Source organism: Bacillus velezensis (assembly GCF_001461825.1).
GTDB lineage: Bacteria > Bacillota > Bacilli > Bacillales > Bacillaceae > Bacillus > Bacillus velezensis.
The window spans coordinates 78,297-102,061 of the sequence record NZ_LLZC01000020.1 but is presented as its reverse complement, the minus strand read 5'-3'; the positions used below and the strand labels follow the sequence as shown (position 1 = coordinate 102,061).

Below are 23,765 nucleotides of genomic sequence, written 5' to 3'. Positions count from 1 at the left end.
GGTTGGCAACAAAAAAGAGACCGGGGTCTCTTTTAGTTCACGATGCCGATTTGCGAGATATTCACTTTGATATCAGGGACGATCTCGATGGAAGGATAGACCTCACGCCAATTGAGCCGCTTGCCCCGCTCATAATAATGGGTTTGATAGTTCCGGCCGATGCCGAGGATATCCGAGTTGTGCTCCTGAATATGGCTGATCACCGATCTGGCCTGCCCGTTCAGATTTGTTGAGGCTTGTTTGTTCATTTGGTCGATTGCCGTATAAGAATTCAGCTTGTCCTTTGGATATTCCAAGACGCGTGCATTCAGTTTTAAACGGATTTTCACTTTTATATGCTGCGGATCTGTATCTATAAATACAATCTTTCGCGTGGCATCCGTGATGCCGAGAGAAAGATAATTTTCAATATCCATTTTGTATTTGTCCCACAGCTTCAGATTAATATTAGCCGATTTATTAAATTGCCCGCTTAAAAGGGTCAGGAGGGTCGAATCCTGACCGAGCACCTCAGTCACTTTCCGCTGGCCGCTGAACAGGGCAGAACCCTCTACCTTTATCGTCTGTCCGTTAATCGATAAATAAGGAAGGGCGAAATCCTTATCAGCCGTCAGCATGCTTGAACGGATGGATTGCAAATTTTCCATGCTGATATTTGATTCCGCATTAGCGCTTGTTAATAAATTCGTTAAGTACTTGCTGACGATCAATTTCTGCCGGACGATCAGCTTCAGCACTTCAATCGCCTCGCCGTCTTTTACAACCGCCGGATGAGCGAGAAGCGGGCTTTTCGGATCTCTGTAAAAGACATCGAGATAAGGAAAAAGCGGTTTTTCCGCCATTTTCTCACCGATTAATAAGACTCTTTGCTTGGACGTGTCAATGCGCTGATCGACAAGCTTATCCAATTGAAACCGCGCTTCACGGATGGTGTGCCCGGAAGCGCTGAGCACCGTCGTAATGAATGAGCCGCCCGTTTCCTGTTCCGCCTGGGACGACTGAACCTTCCGATAGGTGATGCCGATTTTATTTTTACCGTCATGATCAACATCAAGGCTTGCGGTCAGCACGAGAGAAATATCTTTCAGCAAATTTTGATCCCAGCATCCCGCAAGTGTCAGGCTTGCGCACATGAGACTGATAAGAACCGCTTTTTTAATGCGCATGGCGGACACCCTTTTTGCGTACAAGGACAATCAATACCATAAACAACGGAAACAAATACACAAACACTATATCGGAAATGCGGAAAAACTGATCAAGCTGCTGTATCGTTTTATCCGTGCTTGTGGCCCAAATAGACAGAAGGAAGACGAGCAGGGCCAGCGGATAAACAAACCGGCTGTGGTCTTTTTGATTGAACAGCTTGGCGATGCCGGTGCTTGCCAAGTAAAACACGTTGGCCAGTGTTGAAAAGACGGTCACGAACCAAAACGTCAAAAAGAGCAGATCCGTCCGTTCGATAATTCTGAATGAAACGGTTTTTAACAGGTACAGCACAGGCTCCGGGATCATTTTTATTTCTTCGGGGCTGATTGTGACAAAGCAAGTAAGGGTGATATACAGGTAATAAAGGATAATCAAGATGTTTGAAATCGTCAGTATTTTGTAGCGCTGGCTGACGGTGCAGTTGATAAGGGGCCCGATCACGAGCGCCGCCTGAAAGCCGGTAATGCTGACAAGTGTTTGCTGCACCCCGGTAAGCATGTCTTTTGCGGTTCCGTGAAAAATCGGCATAATGTATGTGATATCGGCTTTTCCCAGCGTGTATAAAATCGGCAGAGAGATCAGCAGCAAAAACGGCGTTAAGATAAAGCTGAACCTGGCGATCGCATTCAGCGGGGCTTGGGCGATATAGACAGAACCGAGGATCAGCATTAAGCTGACCACCCAATTCGGAGTCTGCGGGAGCACCCAGATATCCAATATCCGTGTAAATACAGAAAGAATGAGCGTGCAGAGAAACGCGAAATATAAAATATACAGCACCTGCACCCCTTTGCCGGCAAGTGTTCCGAATACCTCCTCCAGCATTTCGTACAGGTTCAGCTTCGGAAACCGGTGAAATAATATCATATACAGGCTGAATGTAAGCTGGACGAGCAATCCGGTAAGCAGAATGGAAATCCATCCGCTGCTTCCCGATTTCATCATCAGTAAATGGGGCAGCGCCAAAATGCCGATGCTGATCTGCGTCTGATTGATGAAAAACACGCCTTGAAGCGGGCTGATTTTTTTAGGCTTCATCTTTTCTCCACCCCCGAACATGTTTTATCTGCTTTGAGTCTTGCGGTCTCAAATAAAAAGGCCTTCTTTTAATAAACCAAGCCGGCAGCCGGATAAATGCATCCTTCAAGTCGCTGAAATGAAACGGCGTCAGAGATGATAAGTAAGGGACGCCGAGTGATTCAAGCTTGCACAGGTTCATCAGAATAAGCCCGAAGCCGAGTGCGATGCCGATAAAACCGAACGAAGATGCCAGAAACATAAGCGGAAATCTGAGCGTTCGGATGGACGTGCTCATTTCATATGAAGGAAGCACAAAAGAAGAAACGGCCGTAACGGCTACGACGATGATCATCATATTAGAAATGAGTCCCGCCTGAACGACTGCGTCACCGATCACGAGACCGCCGACAATGCCGATCGTCTGACTGATCGGTTTCGGCAGCCTGATACCGGCTTCGCGGATCAGTTCAATCGTAATCTCCATAATCATGGCTTCTATCAGCGGAGGGAAGGGAATATCAACAATCGAATTTTTCATGGTGATAATCAGATCGTTGGGAATGACTTCAAAATGAAATGCAATCAGCGCGATATAAAAAGCGGGCAGCGTAATCGCGATCATAAAGGCGAAAAATCTCAGCACTCTTAAAAAACTGGCGGAAATCCATCTCGTGCTGTAGTCATCCGGCGATTGAAAAAAAGAAAAGAATGTGATCGGCGCAATCAAAGCCGACGGGCTCCCATCCATCATGATCAGCACACAGCCTTCCATCACGCATGCTTTTGCTTTATCCGGCCGTTCCGTATGAATGATCTGCGGAAAAATGGAAAACGAATTATCTTCTATTGATTCCTCGATAATCCCGGGCGCAAGCACGCTGTCTATACGCAGGTATGACAGGCGCCGCTTCACTTCCTCCACAATCTCCGGATTGGCGATATTCTCAACAAAGATAACCGCAACCTTTGATTTGGCTCTTTCCCCGATATCCATATAATGAACGGAGAGATGGCGGTCCTGTATGTGAAACCGCAGCTGATGAATGTTCGTTTCCAAACTTTCCACAAACCCGTCATGGGCGCCGCGGACGATACTTTCAGATTCTGGTTCCATAATGGAACGCAGCGGATTCTGGCCGACGGAAAACAGCTTCGCTTTCCTCGATGCATCGCTGAGAAAAACAACCTGGCCTGCCAAAATCCCGTCAATGAGTTTTCTGGTTTCATCCGTTTCCGCACTGCTGACGGCATTCATCGTTTCCTCAAGCGGGCCGTTCTGCAGGGTGTCGCTTAACAGAAACTCATTCAGCTTCTGTTCTTCTATCATCTGTTCAATATAAAAGAAAGCGGTATGACGGTTCTGCAGTTTGATCCTTCGTATTTTAAAATCACCGCAAACACACATCAGCTCCTGCATTTCCCGTACAGCCGATTCAAAATCGCCGGGAATCCGTTTGTTTTGTTTATCCGCAGACATCAGACCGCCTCCTTTCCTGGTTATCTGTAGTTTTCAGCGGGTATTCCTTTTTTATGCATTTTATAAAATAGAGGAGTTCCTCGATGTTTTACCAAGAACTTCACAATTATGGATGAATATTTCTTGAACGAATATAAAGATTTATTAAAATTATTTCAAAAGAGTGATAAACGTCCTGTAAATGGTTTAAAAGGAGAAAGGCTTTCCGCATATAAAATGTGTATTTCTTGTAAACACTCCGGACCCGTCTTTTTCTGTCATGTACCAGTCATTCCGCTAGTTATTTTGGAATGGGACTGAAAGCAGGATACGGGGGAAAAATGAATGACTTTAAGACCTTATCCTTAACAAAACAGGCAGTCTGCACACAGCGGACAGAGAGTCCCGAAACGTATGCGCAGTGCGAAAAACGCTGATACAAACGGGCTGGAAAAGATGGATTATCATTACATCTTTTTCTTCCGGAACGCGAATAGTTCCATTGGTCCAAATGAATTTCTGCGCGGAAATGTAAACGCATTCATTTTTCTTTTGAAAAATTGAAGTAAGGTTGAAGTCCTGCCTATTCCCAAAAAAAGCAATTCGATAATAGGAAGAATAGCGTCACTAATAGAGAAGTTTGGCTCAGTGAAAGCGGGAAGATTATGTTACATAATGCCGATTGAGAATTCATAGTGAAGCTATATACTGATGAATGAATTTATCAATACAGAAGGAGATGTCAAAAATCAATGTGGTTACTCATTATAGCCTGTGCTGCCGTACTAATCATCGGAATCATTGAAAAAAGGCGGCATCAGAAGAATATCGATGCTCTGCCAGTACGCGTCAATATTAATGGTATCCGCGGAAAGTCAACCGTAACAAGGCTGACGACCGGAATACTGATGGAGGCGGGCTACAAAACAGTCGGAAAGACGACGGGAACAGATGCAAGGATGATCTATTGGGATACACCTGAGGAGAAACCGATCAAACGGAAACCGCAGGGCCCGAATATCGGCGAGCAAAAAGAAGTAATGAAGGAAACCGTAGAACGGGGCGCCAATGCCATTGTCAGTGAATGTATGGCGGTAAACCCGGATTATCAGATTATCTTTCAGGAAGAACTCCTTCAAGCCAACATCGGCGTCATCGTGAATGTGCTTGAAGACCATATGGACGTCATGGGGCCGACGCTTGATGAAATCGCTGAAGCTTTTACCGCGACGATACCGTATAACGGTCACCTTGTCATTACAGACAGTGAATACACAGACTTCTTTAAAGAAAAAGCCGCAGAGCGGAATACCGAGGTCATTATTGCGGATAACTCTAAAATTACAGATGAATACCTTCGAAAATTTGAATATATGGTCTTTCCTGATAACGCTTCCCTTGCGCTCGGCGTTGCCCAGGCTCTTGGGATAGATGAAGAAACGGCGTTTAAAGGAATGCTGAATGCGCCGCCTGATCCTGGCGCCATGAGAATCCTGCCGCTGCTCAGCACGAAGGAGCCCGGTCATTTCGTAAACGGCTTTGCCGCAAATGATGCATCTTCTACTTTGAATATATGGAAACGTGTAAAGGAAATCGGCTACCCGACAGATGAACCTATCGTTATCATGAACTGCCGCGCCGACCGTGTGGACAGAACGATTCAGTTCGCAAACGACGTGCTTCCGTACATTAAAACGAAGGAACTCATACTCATCGGCGAGACGACAGAACCGATCGTCAGAGCTTATGAAGAAGGCAAGATTCCTGCCGATACACTGCACGATCTGGAATATAAATCAACAGACGAAATCATGGACGTGCTGAAAACAAGAATGCAAAACCGTGTCATATATGGCGTCGGCAATATCCACGGTTCAGCGGAACCATTAATTGAAAAAATTCAAGAGTATAAGGTGAAACAGCTCGTTAGCTAGGAGGAAAAGGATAAATGTTCGGATCAGATTTATACATCTCACTTATTTTAGGCGTGTTAATCAGTTTAATTTTCGCGGAAAAAACAGGTATCGTACCTGCCGGTTTAGTCGTGCCGGGTTATTTAGGGCTCGTTTTTAACCAGCCGGTCTTTATTTTACTCGTATTGTTAGTGAGTCTTCTTACATACGTGATCGTCAAATACGGTTTATCCAGATTTATGATTTTGTACGGACGCAGAAAGTTCGCAGCTATGCTGATAACGGGAATCTGCTTAAAAATCGCCCTTGATTTCCTTTACCCGATCGTACCGTTTGAGATATCAGAATTCCGCGGAATCGGTATCATCGTACCGGGTCTGATCGCCAATACCATTCAGAAACAGGGATTAACGATTACATTTGCCAGCACGCTGTTCTTAAGCGGCGCAACTTTTGCCATTATGTTTGCTTACTACTTAATCTAATGTAAGGTGTGTCAAACGATGAAAAAACAATTAAGCTTTCAAGAAAAACTGCTGAAGCTGACCAAACAGCAGAAAAAGAAGACCAATCTTCACGTTTTTATCGCGCTGCCGATCGTCTTTTGCCTGATGTTCGTCTGCATCCTGACAGGGAAGGCGGAAACGCCGAGTGTGAAAAGAAATGCCGATGACCTTGTATCAGCCTCATTCGTCGGAGATATTATGATGGGCCGGAATGTCGAGAAAGTGACAAAGCATAAAGGCACGGAGAGTGTCTTCCGTTACGCAAAGCCATTCTTCGAAGCATCCGACTATGTGTCGGGGAACTTTGAAAACCCGGTTACATATAAAAAGAACTACAAAGAAGCAGAAAAAAATATCCACCTTCAGTCAAACAAAGATGCCGTAAAAGTATTGAAGGACATGAATTTCACCGTTCTCACGGCAGCCAACAACCATGCGATGGATTACGGCCCTCAAGGAATGCGGGATACGGTTGAAGAGTTTTCAAAGCAAAATCTTGAACTTGTCGGCGCGGGCCTCACGCTGAAGGAAGCCGAGCAGAACATTTCGTATCAAGATGTAAACGGAATCAAAATCGCAACACTGGGTTTCACTGATGTTTCCGGAAAAGGCTTTGCAGCGAAACGAAATGCGCCGGGTGTGCTTCCGGCCGATCCAGAGCTGTTTATTCCGATGATTTCTAAAGCCAAAAAGAAAGCCGATCTTGTCATTGTTCAAACACACTGGGGACAGGAATACGATAATGATCCGAATGACAGACAGCGCCAATTGGCAAGAGCAATGTCAGATGCCGGAGCGGATATTATCGTCGGACACCATCCGCATGTGCTAGAACCGATCGAAATGTACCACGGCACCGTTATTTTCTACAGCCTGGGCAACTTCGTATTCGACCAGGGGTGGACAAGAACGAGAGACACGGCGCTTGTTCAATATCATCTGCAGAAAAACGGCACGGGACGCTTTGAAGTCACGCCGATGAATATTCATGAAGCAACGCCTGCACCGGTTAAAAAAGGCAGCATCAATCATAAAACGATCGTACGTGAACTGACGAAAGAATCGAATTTCAAGTGGAGCGTCAAGGATGGAAAATTAACGTTTGATGTGGATCACAGCGATATCTTAAAAAAGAAAGCGGAGTGAAAAACAAATGAAAATCATTAAAGCGGGATGGCCGTTTGCCGCGATCATTATGGTCTTTATGTTTATGTCAGCGTTTAAATACAATGATCAGCTCACAGATCAGGAAAAACAAAAAATTGACACGGAAATGCAAAAAATTCAGCAAGAGGACACAGCGGGCGCAAAATAAGCGCATGATTCCGCTTGCCGGCATAGTGTTTGTTCCGAATCCAGTAAAGAATGCCCATATCGGGCATTCTTTTTTTGTGTACTCTCCTAAACATTTGTTAAAAGTTACCGATGTAAAAACTACCAAAAATAAGGAGAGTGAATAGAAAACATGCTCACAAGCTGGAGGAAGTACATCCTTGCCGGCCTTATGATTTGTCTTGTGGCACCCGCAGTAACGAGAACGGAAATTGCTGAAGCGGATTCTCAAGTTTCTGTCCTGATCGTTTCAGACGCGCAAAAACTTGTCGGAAATAAATATGTTTACGGAGGCGAAGAGCCTGAGGACGGTTTTGATCCGTCCGGATTGATCCATTATCTTTTCAGCAGGCAGAACATCCATCTGCCGAGAACGGTCAGTGATCAATGGAAGATTGGAACCGCCGTCAAAGAAAATGACCTTTTACCGGGAGATCTTGTGTTTTTCAAAAAGTCGGATTCAACACAAAACGCGCCCGTCCATGACGGTCTTTATATCGGAAACGGAGAGATGATACACAGTTCTCCGTCTGAAGGCGTAACCGTCACACGCTTTCAAAAAAGCAGTTATTGGATGAATTTATATCTTGGCGCAAAGCGGATTACAAAAGATCCGGAACTGGCTGATGATCCGATCGTTCAGGAGGCAGCCCTTTACCTCGACATTCCGTATGTATTCGGCGGAAGCACGCCCGAGGAGGGATTCGACTGTTCGGGGCTGGTTCAATATGTTTTTGAAAACAAGCTTCACATTTACCTGCCGAGATCTGCGGAACAGCAGTGGCTGGTCGGTGAGAAAATCAAACTGAGCGGCATAAAGCCCGGGGACGTGATTTATTTCAGCGACACGTATAAAAAAGGAATTTCCCATGCGGGCATTTATGCGGGAGAGGGAAGGTTCATCCAAGCAAGCCGCTCCGCAAAAGTCACCATTTCTTACTTGTCGGAAGATTATTGGAAAAAACATTTTACGGGGGTGCGCCGATTCAGCAATTTAGCCATTTCTAAAGAAAATCCCGTTGTGTCCACAGCGGCCGATCATATCGGAATTTCTTATCTGAAAGGCGGCGTTTCACCGGAAACCGGCTTTGATACGGCGGGATTTGTTCAATACATCTATCAAAAAGCGAAAGGAATCAGCCTGCCGCGTTATGCGGACAAGCAGATGCAGGCGGGCGTTCCGGTCGATAAACAAGATCTGAAGCCCGGCGATCTGGTCTTCTTTAAAGCGGAAAGCCTGAATCCGGCCATTTATATCGGGAACGGACAAGTGATTCATGTCACCGTGTCCGCAGGCGTTACCATAACAAATATGAACACAAGCGCTTATTGGAAGGACAAATATGCGGGCAGCATCCGGCTCCCGTAAAAAAAGACGTCAGAGAGTGTCTCTGACGTCTTTTTCTTTTACCGTTTCGGCGCTCTGTATCCGGCCGCTACCGCATCCTCTACGGAACAGAACATTTCCGCGGGATCTGTCGTCCGGTCGTAGTATGTACTTCCCGGCGTGTGATAAATGCCGTTCCGGCTGCCTTTAATGTCGCATCCCTGTGAGGTGCCGGCTGCTTTCGTCTCGGCATGTCCGCCGGAGGAAGGGGCGTTGTTTTGCGCCGTTTCCGCGTTTTCGGATGTTTTTGTTTCTGCTTTCTGCCGCTTTAAAGATTTATTTTCTGACTGAAGCGTTTCAGCGGTCTTTTCGAGCTTCTTTTGTGAATTTTTTAATTTCTCATTGTCTTGTTTGAGTGATTTGTTTGTTTTTTTCAGCTCGCTTATCTCTTGGCTGAGTTTGCTGAGTTTTTCTTCATTGCCGGCTTCGGCTTCGGATTTCTCCTTTTCGGCCGCGGCACTGATGTTTTCATATTTTTTCTCAAGCGCCTGGTGTTCCTTCGTCAATTTTTGATAAGCGGTATCAAGGGTGCTGTATTTCTCCTCTGCCTTCACGGCCGAGGCGTCCGGCTCTGCGAGGGAGGCGCCGGTCAGAAGCAGGATAAATCCGCCGATGAGAAGGGGCCAAAACAGCTTTTTTGAAAAATGTTTGTCTTTTTTTGCCGCTTTGCATATGAGATGGAATATTCCGTATCCGACTGCGCAGAGAAAAGCTAAACATCCTATAATAGCGATTGCATTCGACATCATGAAACTCCTTTTTTCTTTATCTTACAATTTATTTTCATTTTTGGGAATTCCTTTTTTGGGAAACATGAAAAACCAGGCCGTGAAAGACCTGGCTTTTGCCTTTTATTGCTCGTTGTCGAGAAGCCGGTTGATGAAATATGCGACGCCGTTTTCATCGTTGCTTTTTGTAATATACGTGCTTTTTTCCTTCAGTTCATCAATCGCATTGCCCATTGCGATGCGGTTTCCCGCCGCTTCAAACATGGAGAAATCATTCGGGCTGTCGCCGATGGCGTAAATATCCTGTTTTTCAATTCCGTACAGTGAGGCAAGCTCCGTCAGAGCACGTCCCTTTCCGGAACCGGCAGGGAGGATTTCGATAATGTGTTTCCCGGAAGATGTCTGGGATAATTTCGGATGATGTGTAATTTCTTCTTTGGCGTTTCTCAGTTTTTCCATATCAAAAGAGAAACAAAGAAGCTTGTAAACATGTTCGTCTCCGTTAAAAATCGCCTGTATATCCTGCACGGGTTTAATGCCGAATTGTTTGAACTGCGTCTTTGCGCCCTCCCATAATGTCCGAATATCTTCCTTGGGATTGGCGCTTTTCAGAATGTCCAGTTCTGCCTGCAGTTTGGACTCGCCGTCAAACGGGGACAGCAGATGATCATCTGTATAGACCTCAAAGTAAATGTTGTTGTCCGTTAAATAAGCGGCGATATCCTTCCCGGCCTGCTGATCCATTAAGAGCCGGCTGACGAGGCGGTATCCTTTGTCATGGACTGTCCCGCCGTTTGCCGCAATGATCGGAATATCCAAATCCTTTAAGAGCGCTTTTACATCAAATGTGGCTCTGCCCGTGCAGATGGCCACGAGAATGCCCGCTTCATCCGCTCTTTGTAAAGCCGCTCTGTTTTCCGGAGAAATCACACTGTCCGAGTTCAGTAATGTGCCGTCTAAGTCAATGGCTATCAATTTCATATGTATGGATGCCCTCCTTAAAAATAAAGCTGCTTCATGTAGTATGTTCAGCTTTGTGCGAAATCAGCAGAAAGCCGTCAGTTAAAAGGCTATACCTTCATGTCCTTTTTTTCAACAGAAAAACGGCGGGATTTGCTAACCCCGCCGTGACATCTTACGCGTTTAAATCATTTTTTAATTTCGTTTTCACTTCTTGAAGGTTTTCCTCATTCAGCTTGAAGTAATAAATATTTTTGCCGTACTGAGGAGTGTAAATATAGCTGTCTGAACCTGTCAGCTGCAAAGAATCCACCGATTTCAGCGATGTGATAAACGGGAACAGACCGATGGCGTCATTAAGAGATAAGTTCATTTTTAAGTTTTTCCCTAAGCTGTCGACGATATCGTCATAAGATGGGATCGAGCTTAACGATTTAGATTTTTTAATAATGGCGCTCAGCACTTCCATCTGTCTTTGTCCGCGCATCAGATCGGTGTCCGCTTTGCGTGTTCTTACATAAGCCAGCGCCTGCTCACCGTCAAGCGTCTGGACGCCCGGCTTCAGCACGACTTTTCCTTTTGTATCGACTTTAATACGATCGGCAATTTTCTGGCTTTTCACATTTACCGTGACGCCATTCAACTCATTGACGACATCGCGGAACGCGTCGAAGTTGCTCTCAACCACATAATCTACCGGAATATCAAGCATGTTTTCTACTGTTTTATAAGTTAAATTATAACCGCCGTAAGCATGTGCGTGCGCGAATTTGTCATAGCCGTGTCCCGGGATGTTGACATAGGAATCCCGCGGAATGCTGAGCATCGTCGCTGTTTTCTTTTTCCGGTTGAAGGTGACGAGCACGTTGGCGTCACTTCTTGCGTCATCTACTGATTCGCCCTTACTGTCACGGGCGTCTATTCCTAAAAGCAATACGGTGAAAGAATCCTTCTTCGGGTCAAATTCTTTGATCCGTTTTACGGACTGGTCGCCGCGGTCAAGGCTGACGTGCGCTTCTTTGGTCGCATTATTCAATTTCACAAATGCGTAGGTGCCGACGGAACCGGCGATCACCAATAAGAAAGCGGCGAATACCAGTACAAATTTCACCCATTTTCTGAGGCGTCTTTTCTTTTTTCTGCGTTGAGATCGTTCTTCCATATCATTACCTCTCGTTTCTATTCTTTGTGAAGCGTACCATAATTGTTGACTTGGAGCAACTCTTCAAATGAGAAAATTCCAAATCTTTCTCTCTATTTCGACAACATCTACTGTTATTTTTGCATCAGGTTCACATTATATTGGACGGCAGGAAGCGGGAAATGTTTCGTCGCTTTGTAAAAAATAGTTAGTAAAATAATGGATATTAACGGTGCGGAAGGTTTGAAACGGACGGAAACAGGCAAAAGAAGCAGTAGAACAATTCCGCGCGGATACAGCGTTGGATGAAGGGAGTCTAAATAACATGAAAAGCATACACTCGAATAAATGGCTCTATTTTTTCGGCGCACTCGGCGGCGCGTTATACGGATATGATACCGGAGTCATTTCCGGAGCTATTTTATTTATGAAAAAAGAACTGGGACTGAACGCCTTTACAGAAGGCCTCGTCGTCAGTTCGTTATTGGCGGGGGCGATTCTCGGATCGGGATTCGCCGGCAAACTGACCGACCGGTTCGGCAGGCGGAAGGCCATCATGGGAGCGGCGCTGCTGTTTTGTATAGGCGGTTTAGGAGTCGCTTTTGCCCCGAATACAGAGGTGATGGTTCTTTTCCGGATCATTCTCGGACTGGCTGTCGGAACATCTACAACGATCGTTCCGCTCTATTTATCGGAGCTGGCTCCGAAGCATAAACGGGGGGCGCTTTCTTCGCTGAATCAGCTGATGATTACGGTCGGAATCCTCGTTTCTTATATCGTGAACTATATATTTGCCGATGCAGGCGCTTGGCGCTGGATGCTTGGACTTGCGGTTGTGCCGTCAGTCATTCTGCTGATCGGAATCTTATTTATGCCGGAAAGCCCGCGCTGGCTGTTTACGATCGGCAGAGAAGAGAAAGCAAGAGAAATCCTTTCATCATTGCGGGGAACGAAGAATATTGATGATGAGATTGATCAGATGAAAGAAGCGGAAAAGGAAAACGAAGGCGGCTTGAAAGAATTGTTTGAGCCGTGGGTGAGACCCGCGCTGATTGCCGGCCTCGGACTTGCCTTTTTGCAGCAATTCATCGGGACAAATACAATTATTTATTACGCCCCGAAAACATTTACCAGTGTCGGGTTCGGCAATTCCGCGTCTATATTGGGAACGGTCGGAATCGGCGCCGTCAATGTCATCATGACGCTTGCGGCTATTAAAGTCATTGATAAGATCGGCCGGAAGCCGCTGCTGCTGGCCGGAAATGCGGGCATGGTCATCAGTCTGCTCGTATTGGCCGCGGTCAATCTCTTCTTTGAACATTCAGCAGCCGCATCATGGACAACGGTGATTTGTTTAGGCCTGTTTATCATTGTGTTTGCGGTCAGCTGGGGGCCTGCCGTGTGGGTCATGCTTCCTGAATTATTCCCGCTGCATGTCCGGGGTATCGGGACGGGTGTCTCCACTTTGATGCTGCATGCCGGAACATTGATTGTCTCATTAACCTATCCGATGTTAATGGAAGCAGTCGGCATCAGCTATTTATTTCTCATTTATGCCGCGATCGGGATACTGGCATTCCTGTTCGTCCGGTTTAAAGTGACCGAGACGAAGGGGAAAAGCCTTGAAGAAATTGAGCAGGATCTGAAAAGCCGTAACGGAGGCTCGGGATCAGAATCAAATCGGCGGACAGTTCATCCGTAATATTCAGTTTTAGGGGGGCGGTTATTCACCGGCCCCTCAAAACGGATGCCGAGCGGGCGCCCGGTCACATAAATGACGGGGATATGTCATACGTTGTATAAAGTCACGATAAAGGCGGGGATGCCGGTGAAAACGAGTATTATTATCCTTACATATAATGAACTTGAGCTGACGAAAAAATGTCTGGCCAGCATTGAACGATACACCGACAAAGATAAGATTGAACTGATTATAGTTGACAACGGTTCCTCAGACGGAACGAGAGAATACATATCAAATCTGCCTGACGTCAAAGTCATCCTAAATGAAAAAAACCTCGGGTTCGCCAAAGGGTGCAACCAGGGTATCGAAGCGGCAGGGGGAGAAAATCTGCTGTTTCTGAACAACGATACGATGGTCACGAAAAATTGGCTCACCTCCATGCTGAGGGTGCTGTATCATTCTGAAAAAGCCGGTATGGTCGGGCCCGTCAGCAATTATGTCAGCGGCGCGCAAATGATCCATGACGCGTATCAATCGCTTGATGAGCTGGAGTCATTCGCGGAGGCGTATTGCGCACGGGAAAAGCATCATACAAAGCGGGTGCTGCGCCTTGTCGGCTTCTGTCTTCTGGTGAAAAAAAGCGTCATTGAAGACATCGGCCCGTTCGATGAGCAATTCGGATACGGTTCTTTTGAAGATGATGACCTATGTCTGCGAGCCCTGCAAAAAGGCTACAGCCTGCACATCGCCCTCGATGCCTTTGTGCATCACCACGGGCACGCGACGTTTACGGCTAATCAGGATATCAATATCAATCAGTTATATTCGGAGAACCGCCAGCGTTTTACGAAAAAATGGGGCACTGATTTTACGTACTTTACTCATCCGAGACCGGAAATTGCGGAGCTCGTTCCCCGGGAGGCGAAACGGATACTTGATGTCGGCTGCGGCGCGGGGGCTACGGGGCTGGAACTACAAAACAGACAGCCTTGCGAACTGTACGGAATAGAACTGCACCCGCTGGCGGCGCAAGCGGCAAAAGGACACTATGAAGCGGTGCTGCAGGAAGATGTCGAAGAAGTGAAGCTTCCTTATCCGGAAGGCTTTTTTGATTGCATCATTTTCGCGGACATCCTTGAGCACTTAAAAGACCCGTGGCGCGTCATTGAAACGTACTCATCCTATTTGTCGCCTGCCGGATCAATCGTTTGCAGCATTCCGAATATTTCCCACGCCGAAGCGCTGTTCCCGCTTCTGCTCGGTGACTGGACATACAGAGACGCCGGCATTCTCGACCGCACCCACTTGCGGTTTTTTACGCCGCAGACGGTGCGCACGCTCTTTCCGGAAGAGACATTTGCTGTGAAAAAGCAGTCCTATACGTATGTTCACGTGGATGAGCGGGTGCAGCTGTTTTTACAGGAAATCACACGAATGGCGCAATCGATGCAATTTCCGGTGACACAGCTGCCCGAACAAAGCCGGATTTATCAAATTCTCCTCCGTGTCGAAAAAACACGCTGAAGGCTACCGTCCCATCGTTCCGAAGTTGGTAATCTGAATGGAAACATCATAGTCAAAGGCCGCTTCGGAGAAGGTCTCATCCCAATGATGCTTTACTTTCTTCCAATAGTCGGGATATTGAATGCGGACTCTGTCAGAAAAGAAGACAGGGTCCGTTTCATATTGATTCTGCAGCTTATCGATGACTTCTTTCACATCGCTTTTCAGTTTTTTTTCGAAAATCTTTTCCAGCCCGTTTAAATAGTGCTGATCGAATGAATCTTCTCCGGCATATTGATCCTCTGACAAAAGTCCTTTTGTTTTTACCGCTACATGAAATGACAGCTTCCCGTTTTTCAGCCTGGGAGTGATGGCGGATGTTGATTTTTTGATCTCGAAGGTAATCGGGTGCCCCCCTTTATCCAAAGCGGGCAGCACGCCGCCCCGTATCGTCCCCATGAGCCAATTCAGGCTCTGTATTTCGTATGGTGACAGAAAGCCCGCCAATCTGTTTTGTTTTGCGTTTTTGATAATGGCCGCTCCGTCATACACCGTTTTTCCTTTTTGATTGCTGACGGCCTGAATGAGAAAACTGCGTTTATTATGGCAGTAAATTGAAGCTCTCCCGATTCGGAGCGGTTGTAAAATCTTCCCGTTGTAGTTTCCGTTGTTCGTAAGGTCGATCAGCTTTTCCGCGGGCATGGGCTGCTGCTGATTCGGCGTCGGCTCCGTCAGAATATCGGACGCTTTTCCTCTTACCGCGAAGAGATAGCTGCTCCTCCTTAATTCATCATCGCGGATAAAATGATTCATCATCTGCAGTATATTTTGGTCGGCCAGCAATTTGTCGCTGAATATCAGCACTTTTAAGTGATCGCTGTAAACGGGCGGATCTTTTAAAGCGACTTCACTGACGGCTTCAAGAATGGTATCCCCCCGCGTCGTCACATTGACAAACACGGGCCGGCCGGAAGCCTGGCTGTTTTCACTTTGGGGCAGCAGGTTTTGATAGGTTAATTTATATCGGCGGTCACTCGTCTCGTCTATCGCCAGTCCCCGGGCGAAAGATAGCTTTTCGACTTCCTTCGCGTCCCAGCATCCTGAAAGCGTCATCAGTATGAAAAGCGCCGCCGCCCATTTTATGAAAAGTGTCATGACGTCTGTTTCCTCCCGGCTATTTTTTTCATCCAGCTGACAAACCAGATGAGAAAAGGAATCATAATGACGGCAAAAAACGTATACCCGAGAATATTCGCGAATGCAAACACGCTGTTGATATCATCGGGGTACATCGAAAGGCCGAATGTCACTGCCAATAAGCTCCCCATCAGCCAGGCATTGTTTTTATTTTTCAGTCTGAAAATGGTGTTTAATCCGATATGCGCCCCTTTAAAAGAGCCGAGCATACAGGTAAACTGCTGGCATGTCCACGTGATTAAAAGAAAGATATCAAACCGCTCAATGAAAATACCCCGGATTTCTAAGGCGTGAATCAGGGAAATGGTCGGATACGTCACCGTTTTGGCTTCAGCGACCGACATACAGCCGATGACGACAAGCAGCGTAACGCTGTAAAATAAGCCTGCGCTGGCGATGCCGAAGACAGCAGCCTTTTTCGCCTGCTTCGGATTTTTCATAAACGGCACCAGATACAGAATCACCTCAAGTCCTGAAAAATACAAAAGGGTCCGCGGAAACATCTCAAAAAAGCTTTTGTAGCCTCCTTCCATGACCGGGCGGACGAAATCCAGCTTAAACAGTCTCAGGCTGAATATAAGCAGCATAATCAAAATGACGATCGTAACCGGGAACAGATAGGCATAAAGCTTTGAAATGGGATAGACCCCGCCGGTCACATGGTAGATGCCGACCGCCAGAAAGATGAATATGACGACACCCATCGGCGTATTTTTCAGTAAAAAGTAATTGATGACTTCACCTAGAAAACGGGCTTGAAAACAGACGGTGACGACAAAATAACAGCTGATGAATAAATTCAGAAGAGAACCGATGGCGCGTCCCATGATGCTTTGATTCAGCTCATATATGGTTTCCCCGCTGTTTTTCTGCAAAAACGGCATAAAGAGCAGGACGATGCCGATAAACACGACACCCTGCACAAGAATAATGATCCATCCGCTCGGACTGTCCGCTGTTGCGGCGGAGCGAGGCAGTGTTAACACGCCCGCTCCGATCATTGTTCCGCTTACCATGAGAAGTGTCTGCATAAACGACAGCTTGTCTTCCGGTTTTTTCATGGGGATCACCTTTGCTTGATTTTATCTTTCGTCTCTTTTCTAGTCGGCCGTTTTTTCAAAAGAGGCGTCGGCAGTCTGACGATCGTATCTTTTAAGTCTTGGCCAGGCTGCGCCATGATCGGAATAAGATAGTCCTGACCGAAGCTTTTCAGACGCATCAGATGGCCGACGACAAGCAGATAACACATGATCAGTCCGTATAAACCTAATATCGCCGACAAAATCATCGAAAAAATACGGATGAGCCTCAGCGGAAAATTGAACGCATAGGAGGGCGCCGTAAAAGAAGCCAATGCCGTAACGGATACGACAATGACCATCATCGCGCTGACAATATTCGCCTGAACGGCCGCCTGCCCGATCACCACGCCCCCGATCAGGCCGATCGTCTGTCCGATCGGCTTCGGCAGCCTGAGTCCGGCTTCTCTGATCATCTCGATCGTAAAAATCATGATGAACGCTTCAACAAAAGGAGGGAACGGGACATTCAATCTGCTCCCGGCAATCGTAACCGCCATTCTCGTCGGCAAAAGCCCCGTGTGAAACGTAACGAGCGATATGTAAAGGCCGGGTAAATAAATCGTGATTAAAATGCATGTGTACCGAAGCAGCCTGAGAAAGGTAACCGGAACCCACCGCTGATTATAATCGTCCGGTGAGTGGATAAATTCATCAATGGTCGCCGGCACCAAAAGGGTAAAAGGCGTTCCGTCTACAAGAATGGAGACCCTTCCTTCCAAAAGAGCGCCCATAACCCGGTCTGGCCGTTCGGTCGTCAAGACGGTCGGAAAAATGGAATACGTGTTATCTTCAATAAGCTGTTCAATCGCTCCTGATTCCGGAATGTCATCAATGGTGATCGAATCCAGTCTTTTCATCACTTCTTTTACAACATCATCAGGCGCGATATCCCGAATGTAGGCAACGGCGATCCGCTTTTTTGTCCGTTCGCCGAGTGTGATCTCTTTGATCTGGAGGTTGGGATCACCGGACTGCTCGCGCAACAGCGCCGTGTTCGTTCGGAGCTTTTCGACAAAACCTATCCTCGGCCCCCGTTCAAGCACTTCTGAAGCCGGTTCTTCAATATCACGCATTTTAAATGTTTCCGTCTCAAACGAAAGGGCTTCCTCCCATCCCTCCGCCAACAAAACCGATTTGCCGGAGAAAATGTCTGCCTCCGCGTCCTTAAGTGAAGAAAGCCGGGTGTGACGATAGCCGAAAGAGATGGATGACGGCGTTGTTTCAGCCGGCTCCTCTTGATGCCGGGCGGCCGCCTGCACGGGCGAAATAATATATTCCGCAAGCAATTGATTGTCGGTCAGTCCGTCTATATATATAAGACAGGCGTCACATTTGCCGTTTCCGTACGTAAACGAATAAAACATCATGTCATCGCTTTGGCCGAACCGTTTTTTCAGCGCTTCAAGGTTTTTGCCGAGCTCCGCATGTATCGTCATAATGTTCCCCCCTTTCCATCAGTTATTTTAATTTGCAACAAACAAGGCATTTTATTCTGGAATAGGAAATGACTGAGCATTCCGCCCCATCCGAATGGTATAATGAGCAGGTCAGCCATTTTATACATATTGTTTTTAACCGCGGCTCCCTCCGTGTTTTAAAAAAGACACAGGGGGAATGGGATATGAGCCGCTTTTTAAGGGGAGGGGAACGAACATGACGCAAGAGCCGATTTTTTTACAGCCTGTATGTAAAGAAAAACTATGGGGCGGCACGTTATTACGCGAACGATTCGGATACGACATACCTTCAGAAACAACCGGCGAATGCTGGGCGATATCAGCCCATCCGCACGGAATGAGCACGGTCAAAAGCGGTCCGTATCAAGGGAAAACCTTGATGGAACTGTGGGATCAGCATAGAGAATTATTCGGCGGAACGGAAGGGGACCGTTTTCCGCTGCTGACGAAAATACTGGACGTCAAACATCATCAGTCTGTTAAAGTCCATCCTGACGATTATGACGCCGAGGAGCATGGACTGGGCGAAACGGGGAAATCTGAGTGCTGGTACATTATTGACTGTAAAGAAAATGCGGAAATCATATACGGTCACACGGCCCGTTCGAAAGCGGAACTTGTCACCATGATTAACAGCGGTGACTGGGAAGGCCTGCTGCGCCGCGTGAAGATCAAACCCGGCGATTTTTATTATGTGCCGAGCGGAACCATCCATGCCATTTGCGCGGGGGCGCTCGTGCTTGAAACACAGCAGAATTCAGAGGCCGCCTACCGGATATATGATTACGGGCGTACAGATCAGAACGGCGGGACGCGTGATCTGCATATCCGCGATGCCGTCAACGCCGCGACCGTTCCTCATGTGGACGGATTTTTAGATGAATCAACTGAAACGAGAAAAGGCGTCACCATCAAAACCTTTGTGCAGGGAGAATATTTTTCTGTATACAAATGGGATATCAGCGGGACGGCGGAAATGACCCAGGACGCTCCGTTTATGCTGTGCAGCGTCACAGAAGGAAGCGGCTCCATCATCTGTGAAGGCAAGTCCGCCAAGCTTGAAAAAGGCGCGCATTTCATACTGCCGGATCAGATGCCTGACTTTACGATAAACGGAGATTGCACGATCATCGTTTCTCATATATAAAACCAAACTTAATCCCAGCTCTGGGATTAAGTTTTTTTTATTTGGAAAATTGGGTGATTTCTCTCTGTAAAAATGAAGAAGGCCGGCCGATAAATAAACTAGTTTGATAGAAACCAATTGAATCAGAAAGAGGAGAAGGAATGAAAAAGAGATTCGTTGCACCTATGTTATTGTCCGCCGTTTTCCTTGTCTTTTGCAACCTTGCACAGCCCGCTGAGGCCGCATACAGCGACTACTCCGTTTACGAGCTGGAAACGAAGCAGCAATTTGGTTCTGAGAACGAGGCGCTTCAAGCGGCAGCGAAATTGAAAAAGGATACGGGGTGGCAGGCTGACGCAAAGAAAGCCGGAAATACGCCGCTCACTTATCAAATCTCAGCTTCAGGCTTACACGATGAAACGGATGCGAAAACCGTGCTGAAAGATTTTACGAAGCAGACGGGTGTGGCCGGCACTTACAGCGCAAGCGGAAGCAAACAGCCGTACGTGACCGTCACATCAGGCGTTCTATCAGACGAGCGGCAGACGAAAAATCTTCTTGCCGAACTGACGAAAAAAACGAGCGTGACCGGCGCCGTCAAGACGGCGGGGACAAAACAGCCGTACATGCAGGTCGTGACTGCTGAGATGGCGGCCGAAGCAGACGCAAAAGCGCTCTCGCAAGCGTTGACGAAGCAGACGGGCGTGAAAGCGTCATACCGTCAGATCAAACGGGAAACAGCCCGGTTTCAGATCCAATCAGGAACAATCTCCGGCGATCAAAAAGCCGCTCAAATCCAAACTGATTTTCAAAAGGAAACAGGATTGCAGTCGTCGCTGAAAGTCACGGCAAAGGCCAGTCCGAATATCACCGTGACAGCCTCTGACATCTCAAATGCAAATGATGCGGCTGGTTTAGCGAAACAGCTGCAGCAGAAAACGGGCGTCAAAGGGAACGTTCAAAAGTATGCCCAAAGCAAAACAGCAACCGTGTACAACGTGCAGTCAGGATATTTTAACGGAGTAAGCGCCGTACAAAATGCTATTACCCAAATCAAGAAGAATACGGGTGTCAGCGGAAGCTATCAAAAAGCCGGCAAGAAAAATAATTATACGGTCGGGATGAGCGGACTGACGGCTAAGCAGCTGAAAAGCGTTCAAGCTTTCTTTAAAAAGAAAAAATGGCATTGCGACGCATCGCCTGTCAAAAAGACAGCATCAGTGTCCGTTTATCGGATCACGGCAGGGCAGCTTACCGCTGCGCAGGCAGATCAAGCGGAGGCGTATTTCCGCCAGCAGCATGTAAAGACGGCAAGAACAGCGGCGGGAAAAACAGCAGAAAACGAATATCAGCTGCTTTCTCAGCAGACGGCAGACCAGTCGAAGATAAAAAAAGGATTGAATCTGCTGGCGGGATATAAACTGACTGCCATTACAAAAACGATATCCAAGCAGACGGACACAACGTACCAAGTCACAACTGAATCACTGCTGGATACGGCAAAAATCAATCGTTCGCTGGACTTTTTCAAAGGGAAAAAAGTATCCGCCTCCGCACAGAAAACAGGTGAAGCGGCGTATACACAATTCAGAATTGAAACGGCACCGCTGCTTAAAAAGGAAGACATTGACCGCGTGACTGCTTTTTTCAAGCAAAACAAAGCGGCCGGCACTGTGAAGGAGACGGGGAAAACCGGGTCTGCACAGTACGTCATCAAAACCGAAACATTCAGCAGTAAAACCGTTTTAAATAAAAGCATGAGCTTTTTCAGCGCCAAACAATTACAGGCCGGCTATACGAGTGAAAGCCATCCGGTTTATGAACTCCGCATTCGCGATCAATTCACGGGAGCGCAGTCAGCGGACGCCGCCTCCCAAAAGCTGAAAAAGCTGTACGGGTGGACGATGGCTATTTTGAAAATAAAAAACGGACCGCAAATCATGAATACCAATTACAACATCTCGCTGGCAGATATGGTCAAAAAACAAATGACAGTCAGCCCGCAGACTGATGCCGCGGCTTATGCATCGCTTACGTACATCAATACGGCCTCCGGAACGGTCACAGCCGACGTCCTGAACGTCCGGTCAACCCCGGAAGTCAGCTCCGGCAATATTATCGGGCAGTTGAAAAAAGGCGATAAAGTCAGCATCACAGGCCAGACAAACGGCTGGGCCAAACTCAGCATGGGCTGGAGAAACGCCAGCAGTGACGAAGTCGGGCAGTATGTCAATCCGGCTCACTTCGCACAAGACAGCAAGTATTACTTTCAATTTCTGAAGCTTTCTCAGACAGCCGGACTGAACGCATCGGAACTGAATCAAAAAGTGCTGGTCAATAAAGGAATACTGACAGGGAAAGGCCAGGCCTTTATTACAGCCGCCGGCAAATACAGCATCAATGAAGTGTATTTGATTTCGCATGCTTTGCTTGAAACGGGCAATGGCACGTCAGAGCTTGCGAACGGCATTATGTATAATGGTAAAAAGGTTTACAACATGTACGGCATCGGGGCTTATGACAGCAACCCGAATTACTACGGCGCACAATACGCGTATAATCAAGGCTGGTTTACTCCGGAAGCCGCGATTATCGGCGGAGCCCAATTTATCGGTGCGTCTTATATTCACAATCCTTCATACGAGCAGGATACGCTGTATAAAATGAGATGGTCTCCAGCCGCGGCCCATCAGTATGCGACAGACATCGGCTGGGCGTATAAGCAGGTAAACCGCATGTACGGCTTATACTCACTGCTGGATGACTATACGCTTTACTATGATGTTCCCGTGTATATGAAAGTATAAAAAAAGGGCTGAAGTGTATGCTTCAGCCCTTTCTTCATGCAAAAAACACCCGCCGTCGATTCAGGCAGGTGCTTCAGCACAATTTTTCATTTTTGTTTCCGCAAATTTCAATAACGCTTCACTCGAATTTCCATCTGAATACATATTCCATTTGTCCGAGAACCGCTTCATTTCTTCTGCACGAAATGGCTTTTTCGTCATTTCCTCCAGAAGGGCTTCGCTGTCATGACAAGCCTTTCCGGGAATGACGGACGTATAATTGTCGATTAAACCGCGTTTTCGATCATATTCCTCCAGATCATACGTGAAAAAGAAAATCGGTTTATTTAAGAGCGCGAATTCAAAAGGCACGGAAGAGTAATCCGTAATTAAAATATCAGCCGCTTTCAAGAGATCATGAAGACGCATGTCAGACACGTTCTTGATCAGTTCGCTTTCAAACGAAGCCGAAATATGATGCAAAACGGCAGGATGAAGCTTTACAAGCAGCATATACTCTCCGTTTAACGCGTTTGTGAGCTGTTCTTCGGTGAATGGCAGCCGAAAGGACTGCATATCATAATCCCTGAATGTCGGTGCGTACAAGATGATTTTTTTCGGCCATTTGTGCTTCAGTTCCGGCTTGTGTTCTTCATAATAGACGTCAGTCAGGGGGATACCCGTTTTTAACAGCTGGCCGTCCCGTATGCCGAACGACTTTTTAAAAACGTCAGCCATGGCGTCTGAACCGACGGTAACAAAGTCAAACGAGCGGTACACTTTTTTAAAACGGCTGATATCTGATGCCGGACGATTTTGATTCGTCACATCCTCAAGGCCGAACTTTTTCAAAGAGCCGTTCGCATGCCACACCTGAATGCATGTCGTTTGCGGCCGGCGGTTTAAGACGCTTGTCATGAGGAAATAGTTATCCGTTATCACCACTTTGCTTTTAAAAAGGAACAAAACAGCCTTCAAAAGATGCAGCGGATGTTTTTCGTTCAGATAAAAAGAGCCGACACCTTCCAGCTCTTTTTTCAGACTGACGGCGTGTCTCGTATACAAAACCGTCATTTCATAAGAAAGCGATTCAGCGTGCGCTTTGTAAGAACGGATGAGAGCCTGCGCATTCTCTTCAAAAGATACCAGCAGGGTCAGATGGTTCTTGGGCTTTACAGGCTTGAACAAAACGCCGAGAACAGACAGATATATAGAATAAAAAGCGGCGAATAAAGATCGCAAGTTCATAGATTACCAATCTCTTTTGCTGTTTTATTT

Annotated in this window: 19 protein-coding genes; 9 read left to right on the top strand and 10 right to left on the bottom strand. The window is 46.9% G+C overall.

Features of this window, described 5'->3' with window-relative positions; genetic code table 11:
• Nucleotides 1-32 precede the first annotated feature (32 nt).
• Genes AR442_RS15495 through AR442_RS15485 form a run of 3 tightly spaced genes read right to left on the bottom strand, consistent with a single transcriptional unit; the run spans nt 33 to nt 3,706 of the window.
• Nucleotides 33-1,166 carry a Ger(x)C family spore germination protein gene (locus AR442_RS15495; protein WP_021494852.1) on the bottom strand — a complete coding sequence of 378 codons (1,134 nt, stop codon included), beginning with the start codon at nt 1,164-1,166 and terminating at the stop codon, nt 33-35.
• The gene (locus tag AR442_RS15490; RefSeq protein ID WP_012118599.1) at nt 1,156-2,247 is read right to left on the bottom strand and encodes a GerAB/ArcD/ProY family transporter; all 1,092 of its coding nucleotides are present in this window, start codon (nt 2,245-2,247) and stop codon (nt 1,156-1,158) included. The genes AR442_RS15495 and AR442_RS15490 overlap by 11 nt, the downstream gene beginning before the upstream one ends.
• Nucleotides 2,237-3,706, bottom strand: a complete 1,470-nt coding sequence (locus AR442_RS15485; RefSeq protein WP_014419041.1) for a spore germination protein — start codon at nt 3,704-3,706, stop codon at nt 2,237-2,239. Before AR442_RS15485 ends, AR442_RS15490 begins: the two co-directional genes overlap by 11 nt.
• Before the next feature lie 731 nt (nt 3,707-4,437).
• On the opposite strand from AR442_RS15485, the gene pgsB reads away from it, so the two are divergent.
• The 5 genes from pgsB to AR442_RS15465 all read left to right on the top strand — a co-directional run bounded on the left by pgsB (nt 4,438) and on the right by AR442_RS15465 (nt 8,805).
• Nucleotides 4,438-5,619 (top strand): poly-gamma-glutamate synthase PgsB, encoded by a 1,182-nt coding sequence (gene pgsB, locus AR442_RS15480; RefSeq protein ID WP_003151337.1) that lies wholly within the window; start codon nt 4,438-4,440, stop codon nt 5,617-5,619.
• Between the two features lie 14 nt (nt 5,620-5,633).
• On the top strand, nt 5,634-6,083 hold the full coding sequence (gene pgsC, locus AR442_RS15475) for a poly-gamma-glutamate biosynthesis protein PgsC (protein ID WP_003151340.1): 450 nt from the start codon (nt 5,634-5,636) through the stop codon (nt 6,081-6,083).
• Between the two features lie 18 nt (nt 6,084-6,101).
• A complete protein-coding gene (locus AR442_RS15470) occupies nt 6,102-7,250 on the top strand; it encodes a CapA family protein (protein WP_017418784.1) in 1,149 nt (382 codons plus the stop codon).
• Between the two features lie 7 nt (nt 7,251-7,257).
• Complete coding sequence (gene edmS, locus AR442_RS20370; RefSeq protein WP_003151344.1) at nt 7,258-7,419, top strand: extrachromosomal elements maintenance protein EdmS; 162 nt, start codon at nt 7,258-7,260, stop codon at nt 7,417-7,419.
• A 150-nt stretch (nt 7,420-7,569) separates the two neighbouring features.
• Nucleotides 7,570-8,805: a C40 family peptidase gene (locus tag AR442_RS15465; RefSeq protein WP_053285359.1), complete on the top strand. Its 1,236-nt coding sequence runs from the start codon at nt 7,570-7,572 to the stop codon at nt 8,803-8,805.
• A gap of 38 nt (nt 8,806-8,843) precedes the next feature.
• Here the strand turns inward: AR442_RS15465 and AR442_RS15460 are convergent, their stop codons facing one another.
• The 3 genes from AR442_RS15460 to AR442_RS15450 form a co-directional block, all read right to left on the bottom strand.
• Nucleotides 8,844-9,569 carry a sunset domain-containing protein gene (locus AR442_RS15460; protein ID WP_038461639.1) on the bottom strand — a complete coding sequence of 242 codons (726 nt, stop codon included), beginning with the start codon at nt 9,567-9,569 and terminating at the stop codon, nt 8,844-8,846.
• A gap of 105 nt (nt 9,570-9,674) precedes the next feature.
• Nucleotides 9,675-10,532 carry a Cof-type HAD-IIB family hydrolase gene (locus tag AR442_RS15455; protein ID WP_053285360.1) on the bottom strand — a complete coding sequence of 286 codons (858 nt, stop codon included), beginning with the start codon at nt 10,530-10,532 and terminating at the stop codon, nt 9,675-9,677.
• A 154-nt stretch (nt 10,533-10,686) separates the two neighbouring features.
• Entirely contained in the window at nt 10,687-11,673 is a 987-nt protein-coding gene (locus tag AR442_RS15450) for an LCP family protein (protein WP_014419036.1), read from the bottom strand.
• A gap of 304 nt (nt 11,674-11,977) precedes the next feature.
• Here AR442_RS15450 and AR442_RS15445 point away from each other — a divergent pair, with 304 nt between their 5' ends.
• Together AR442_RS15445 and AR442_RS15440 are read left to right on the top strand one after the other, a co-directional pair.
• Nucleotides 11,978-13,354 (top strand): sugar porter family MFS transporter, encoded by a 1,377-nt coding sequence (locus AR442_RS15445; protein WP_053285361.1) that lies wholly within the window; start codon nt 11,978-11,980, stop codon nt 13,352-13,354.
• Between the two features lie 93 nt (nt 13,355-13,447).
• Nucleotides 13,448-14,860, top strand: a complete 1,413-nt coding sequence (locus tag AR442_RS15440) for a glycosyltransferase (protein WP_079891280.1) — start codon at nt 13,448-13,450, stop codon at nt 14,858-14,860.
• 3 nt (nt 14,861-14,863) lie between these two features.
• Here the strand turns inward: AR442_RS15440 and AR442_RS15435 are convergent, their stop codons facing one another.
• From AR442_RS15435 to gerBA, 3 genes are read right to left on the bottom strand one after another with little or no spacing between them, the layout of a single operon-like run.
• Nucleotides 14,864-15,994, bottom strand: a complete 1,131-nt coding sequence (locus AR442_RS15435; protein WP_014419034.1) for a Ger(x)C family spore germination protein — start codon at nt 15,992-15,994, stop codon at nt 14,864-14,866.
• Entirely contained in the window at nt 15,991-17,097 is a 1,107-nt protein-coding gene (locus AR442_RS15430; RefSeq protein ID WP_014419033.1) for a GerAB/ArcD/ProY family transporter, read from the bottom strand. Before AR442_RS15430 ends, AR442_RS15435 begins: the two co-directional genes overlap by 4 nt.
• A gap of 5 nt (nt 17,098-17,102) precedes the next feature.
• Nucleotides 17,103-18,554: a spore germination protein GerBA gene (gene gerBA / locus AR442_RS15425; RefSeq protein WP_014419032.1), complete on the bottom strand. Its 1,452-nt coding sequence runs from the start codon at nt 18,552-18,554 to the stop codon at nt 17,103-17,105.
• Between the two features lie 217 nt (nt 18,555-18,771).
• On the opposite strand from gerBA, the gene manA reads away from it, so the two are divergent.
• Both manA and AR442_RS15415 read left to right on the top strand, forming a co-directional pair.
• Nucleotides 18,772-19,722, top strand: a complete 951-nt coding sequence (manA, locus tag AR442_RS15420) for a mannose-6-phosphate isomerase, class I (protein WP_014419031.1) — start codon at nt 18,772-18,774, stop codon at nt 19,720-19,722.
• 140 nt (nt 19,723-19,862) lie between these two features.
• A complete protein-coding gene (locus AR442_RS15415; RefSeq protein ID WP_014419030.1) occupies nt 19,863-22,508 on the top strand; it encodes an N-acetylglucosaminidase in 2,646 nt (881 codons plus the stop codon).
• A gap of 60 nt (nt 22,509-22,568) precedes the next feature.
• Here AR442_RS15415 and AR442_RS15410 read toward each other — a convergent pair whose 3' ends face one another.
• Nucleotides 22,569-23,735, bottom strand: coding sequence for a CDP-glycerol--glycerophosphate glycerophosphotransferase (locus tag AR442_RS15410; protein ID WP_014419029.1), 1,167 nt, complete (start codon nt 23,733-23,735; stop codon nt 22,569-22,571).
• Nucleotides 23,736-23,765: the final 30 nt, after the last annotated feature.

What these genes read in the sequence shown, in the direction of transcription:
- AR442_RS15495 (WP_021494852.1), bottom strand. Translation starts at nt 1,166, where the DNA reads ATGCGCATTAAAAAAGCGGTTCTTATCAGTCTCATGTGCGCAAGCCTG.
- AR442_RS15490 (WP_012118599.1), bottom strand. Translation starts at nt 2,247, where the DNA reads ATGAAGCCTAAAAAAATCAGCCCGCTTCAAGGCGTGTTTTTCATCAAT.
- AR442_RS15485 (WP_014419041.1), bottom strand. Translation starts at nt 3,706, where the DNA reads ATGTCTGCGGATAAACAAAACAAACGGATTCCCGGCGATTTTGAATCG.
- pgsB (WP_003151337.1), top strand. Translation starts at nt 4,438, where the DNA reads ATGTGGTTACTCATTATAGCCTGTGCTGCCGTACTAATCATCGGAATC.
- pgsC (WP_003151340.1), top strand. Translation starts at nt 5,634, where the DNA reads ATGTTCGGATCAGATTTATACATCTCACTTATTTTAGGCGTGTTAATC.
- AR442_RS15470 (WP_017418784.1), top strand. Translation starts at nt 6,102, where the DNA reads ATGAAAAAACAATTAAGCTTTCAAGAAAAACTGCTGAAGCTGACCAAA.
- edmS (WP_003151344.1), top strand. Translation starts at nt 7,258, where the DNA reads ATGAAAATCATTAAAGCGGGATGGCCGTTTGCCGCGATCATTATGGTC.
- AR442_RS15465 (WP_053285359.1), top strand. Translation starts at nt 7,570, where the DNA reads ATGCTCACAAGCTGGAGGAAGTACATCCTTGCCGGCCTTATGATTTGT.
- AR442_RS15460 (WP_038461639.1), bottom strand. Translation starts at nt 9,569, where the DNA reads ATGTCGAATGCAATCGCTATTATAGGATGTTTAGCTTTTCTCTGCGCA.
- AR442_RS15455 (WP_053285360.1), bottom strand. Translation starts at nt 10,532, where the DNA reads ATGAAATTGATAGCCATTGACTTAGACGGCACATTACTGAACTCGGAC.
- AR442_RS15450 (WP_014419036.1), bottom strand. Translation starts at nt 11,673, where the DNA reads ATGGAAGAACGATCTCAACGCAGAAAAAAGAAAAGACGCCTCAGAAAA.
- AR442_RS15445 (WP_053285361.1), top strand. Translation starts at nt 11,978, where the DNA reads ATGAAAAGCATACACTCGAATAAATGGCTCTATTTTTTCGGCGCACTC.
- AR442_RS15435 (WP_014419034.1), bottom strand. Translation starts at nt 15,994, where the DNA reads ATGACACTTTTCATAAAATGGGCGGCGGCGCTTTTCATACTGATGACG.
- AR442_RS15430 (WP_014419033.1), bottom strand. Translation starts at nt 17,097, where the DNA reads ATGAAAAAACCGGAAGACAAGCTGTCGTTTATGCAGACACTTCTCATG.
- gerBA (WP_014419032.1), bottom strand. Translation starts at nt 18,554, where the DNA reads ATGACGATACATGCGGAGCTCGGCAAAAACCTTGAAGCGCTGAAAAAA.
- manA (WP_014419031.1), top strand. Translation starts at nt 18,772, where the DNA reads ATGACGCAAGAGCCGATTTTTTTACAGCCTGTATGTAAAGAAAAACTA.
- AR442_RS15415 (WP_014419030.1), top strand. Translation starts at nt 19,863, where the DNA reads ATGAAAAAGAGATTCGTTGCACCTATGTTATTGTCCGCCGTTTTCCTT.
- AR442_RS15410 (WP_014419029.1), bottom strand. Translation starts at nt 23,735, where the DNA reads ATGAACTTGCGATCTTTATTCGCCGCTTTTTATTCTATATATCTGTCT.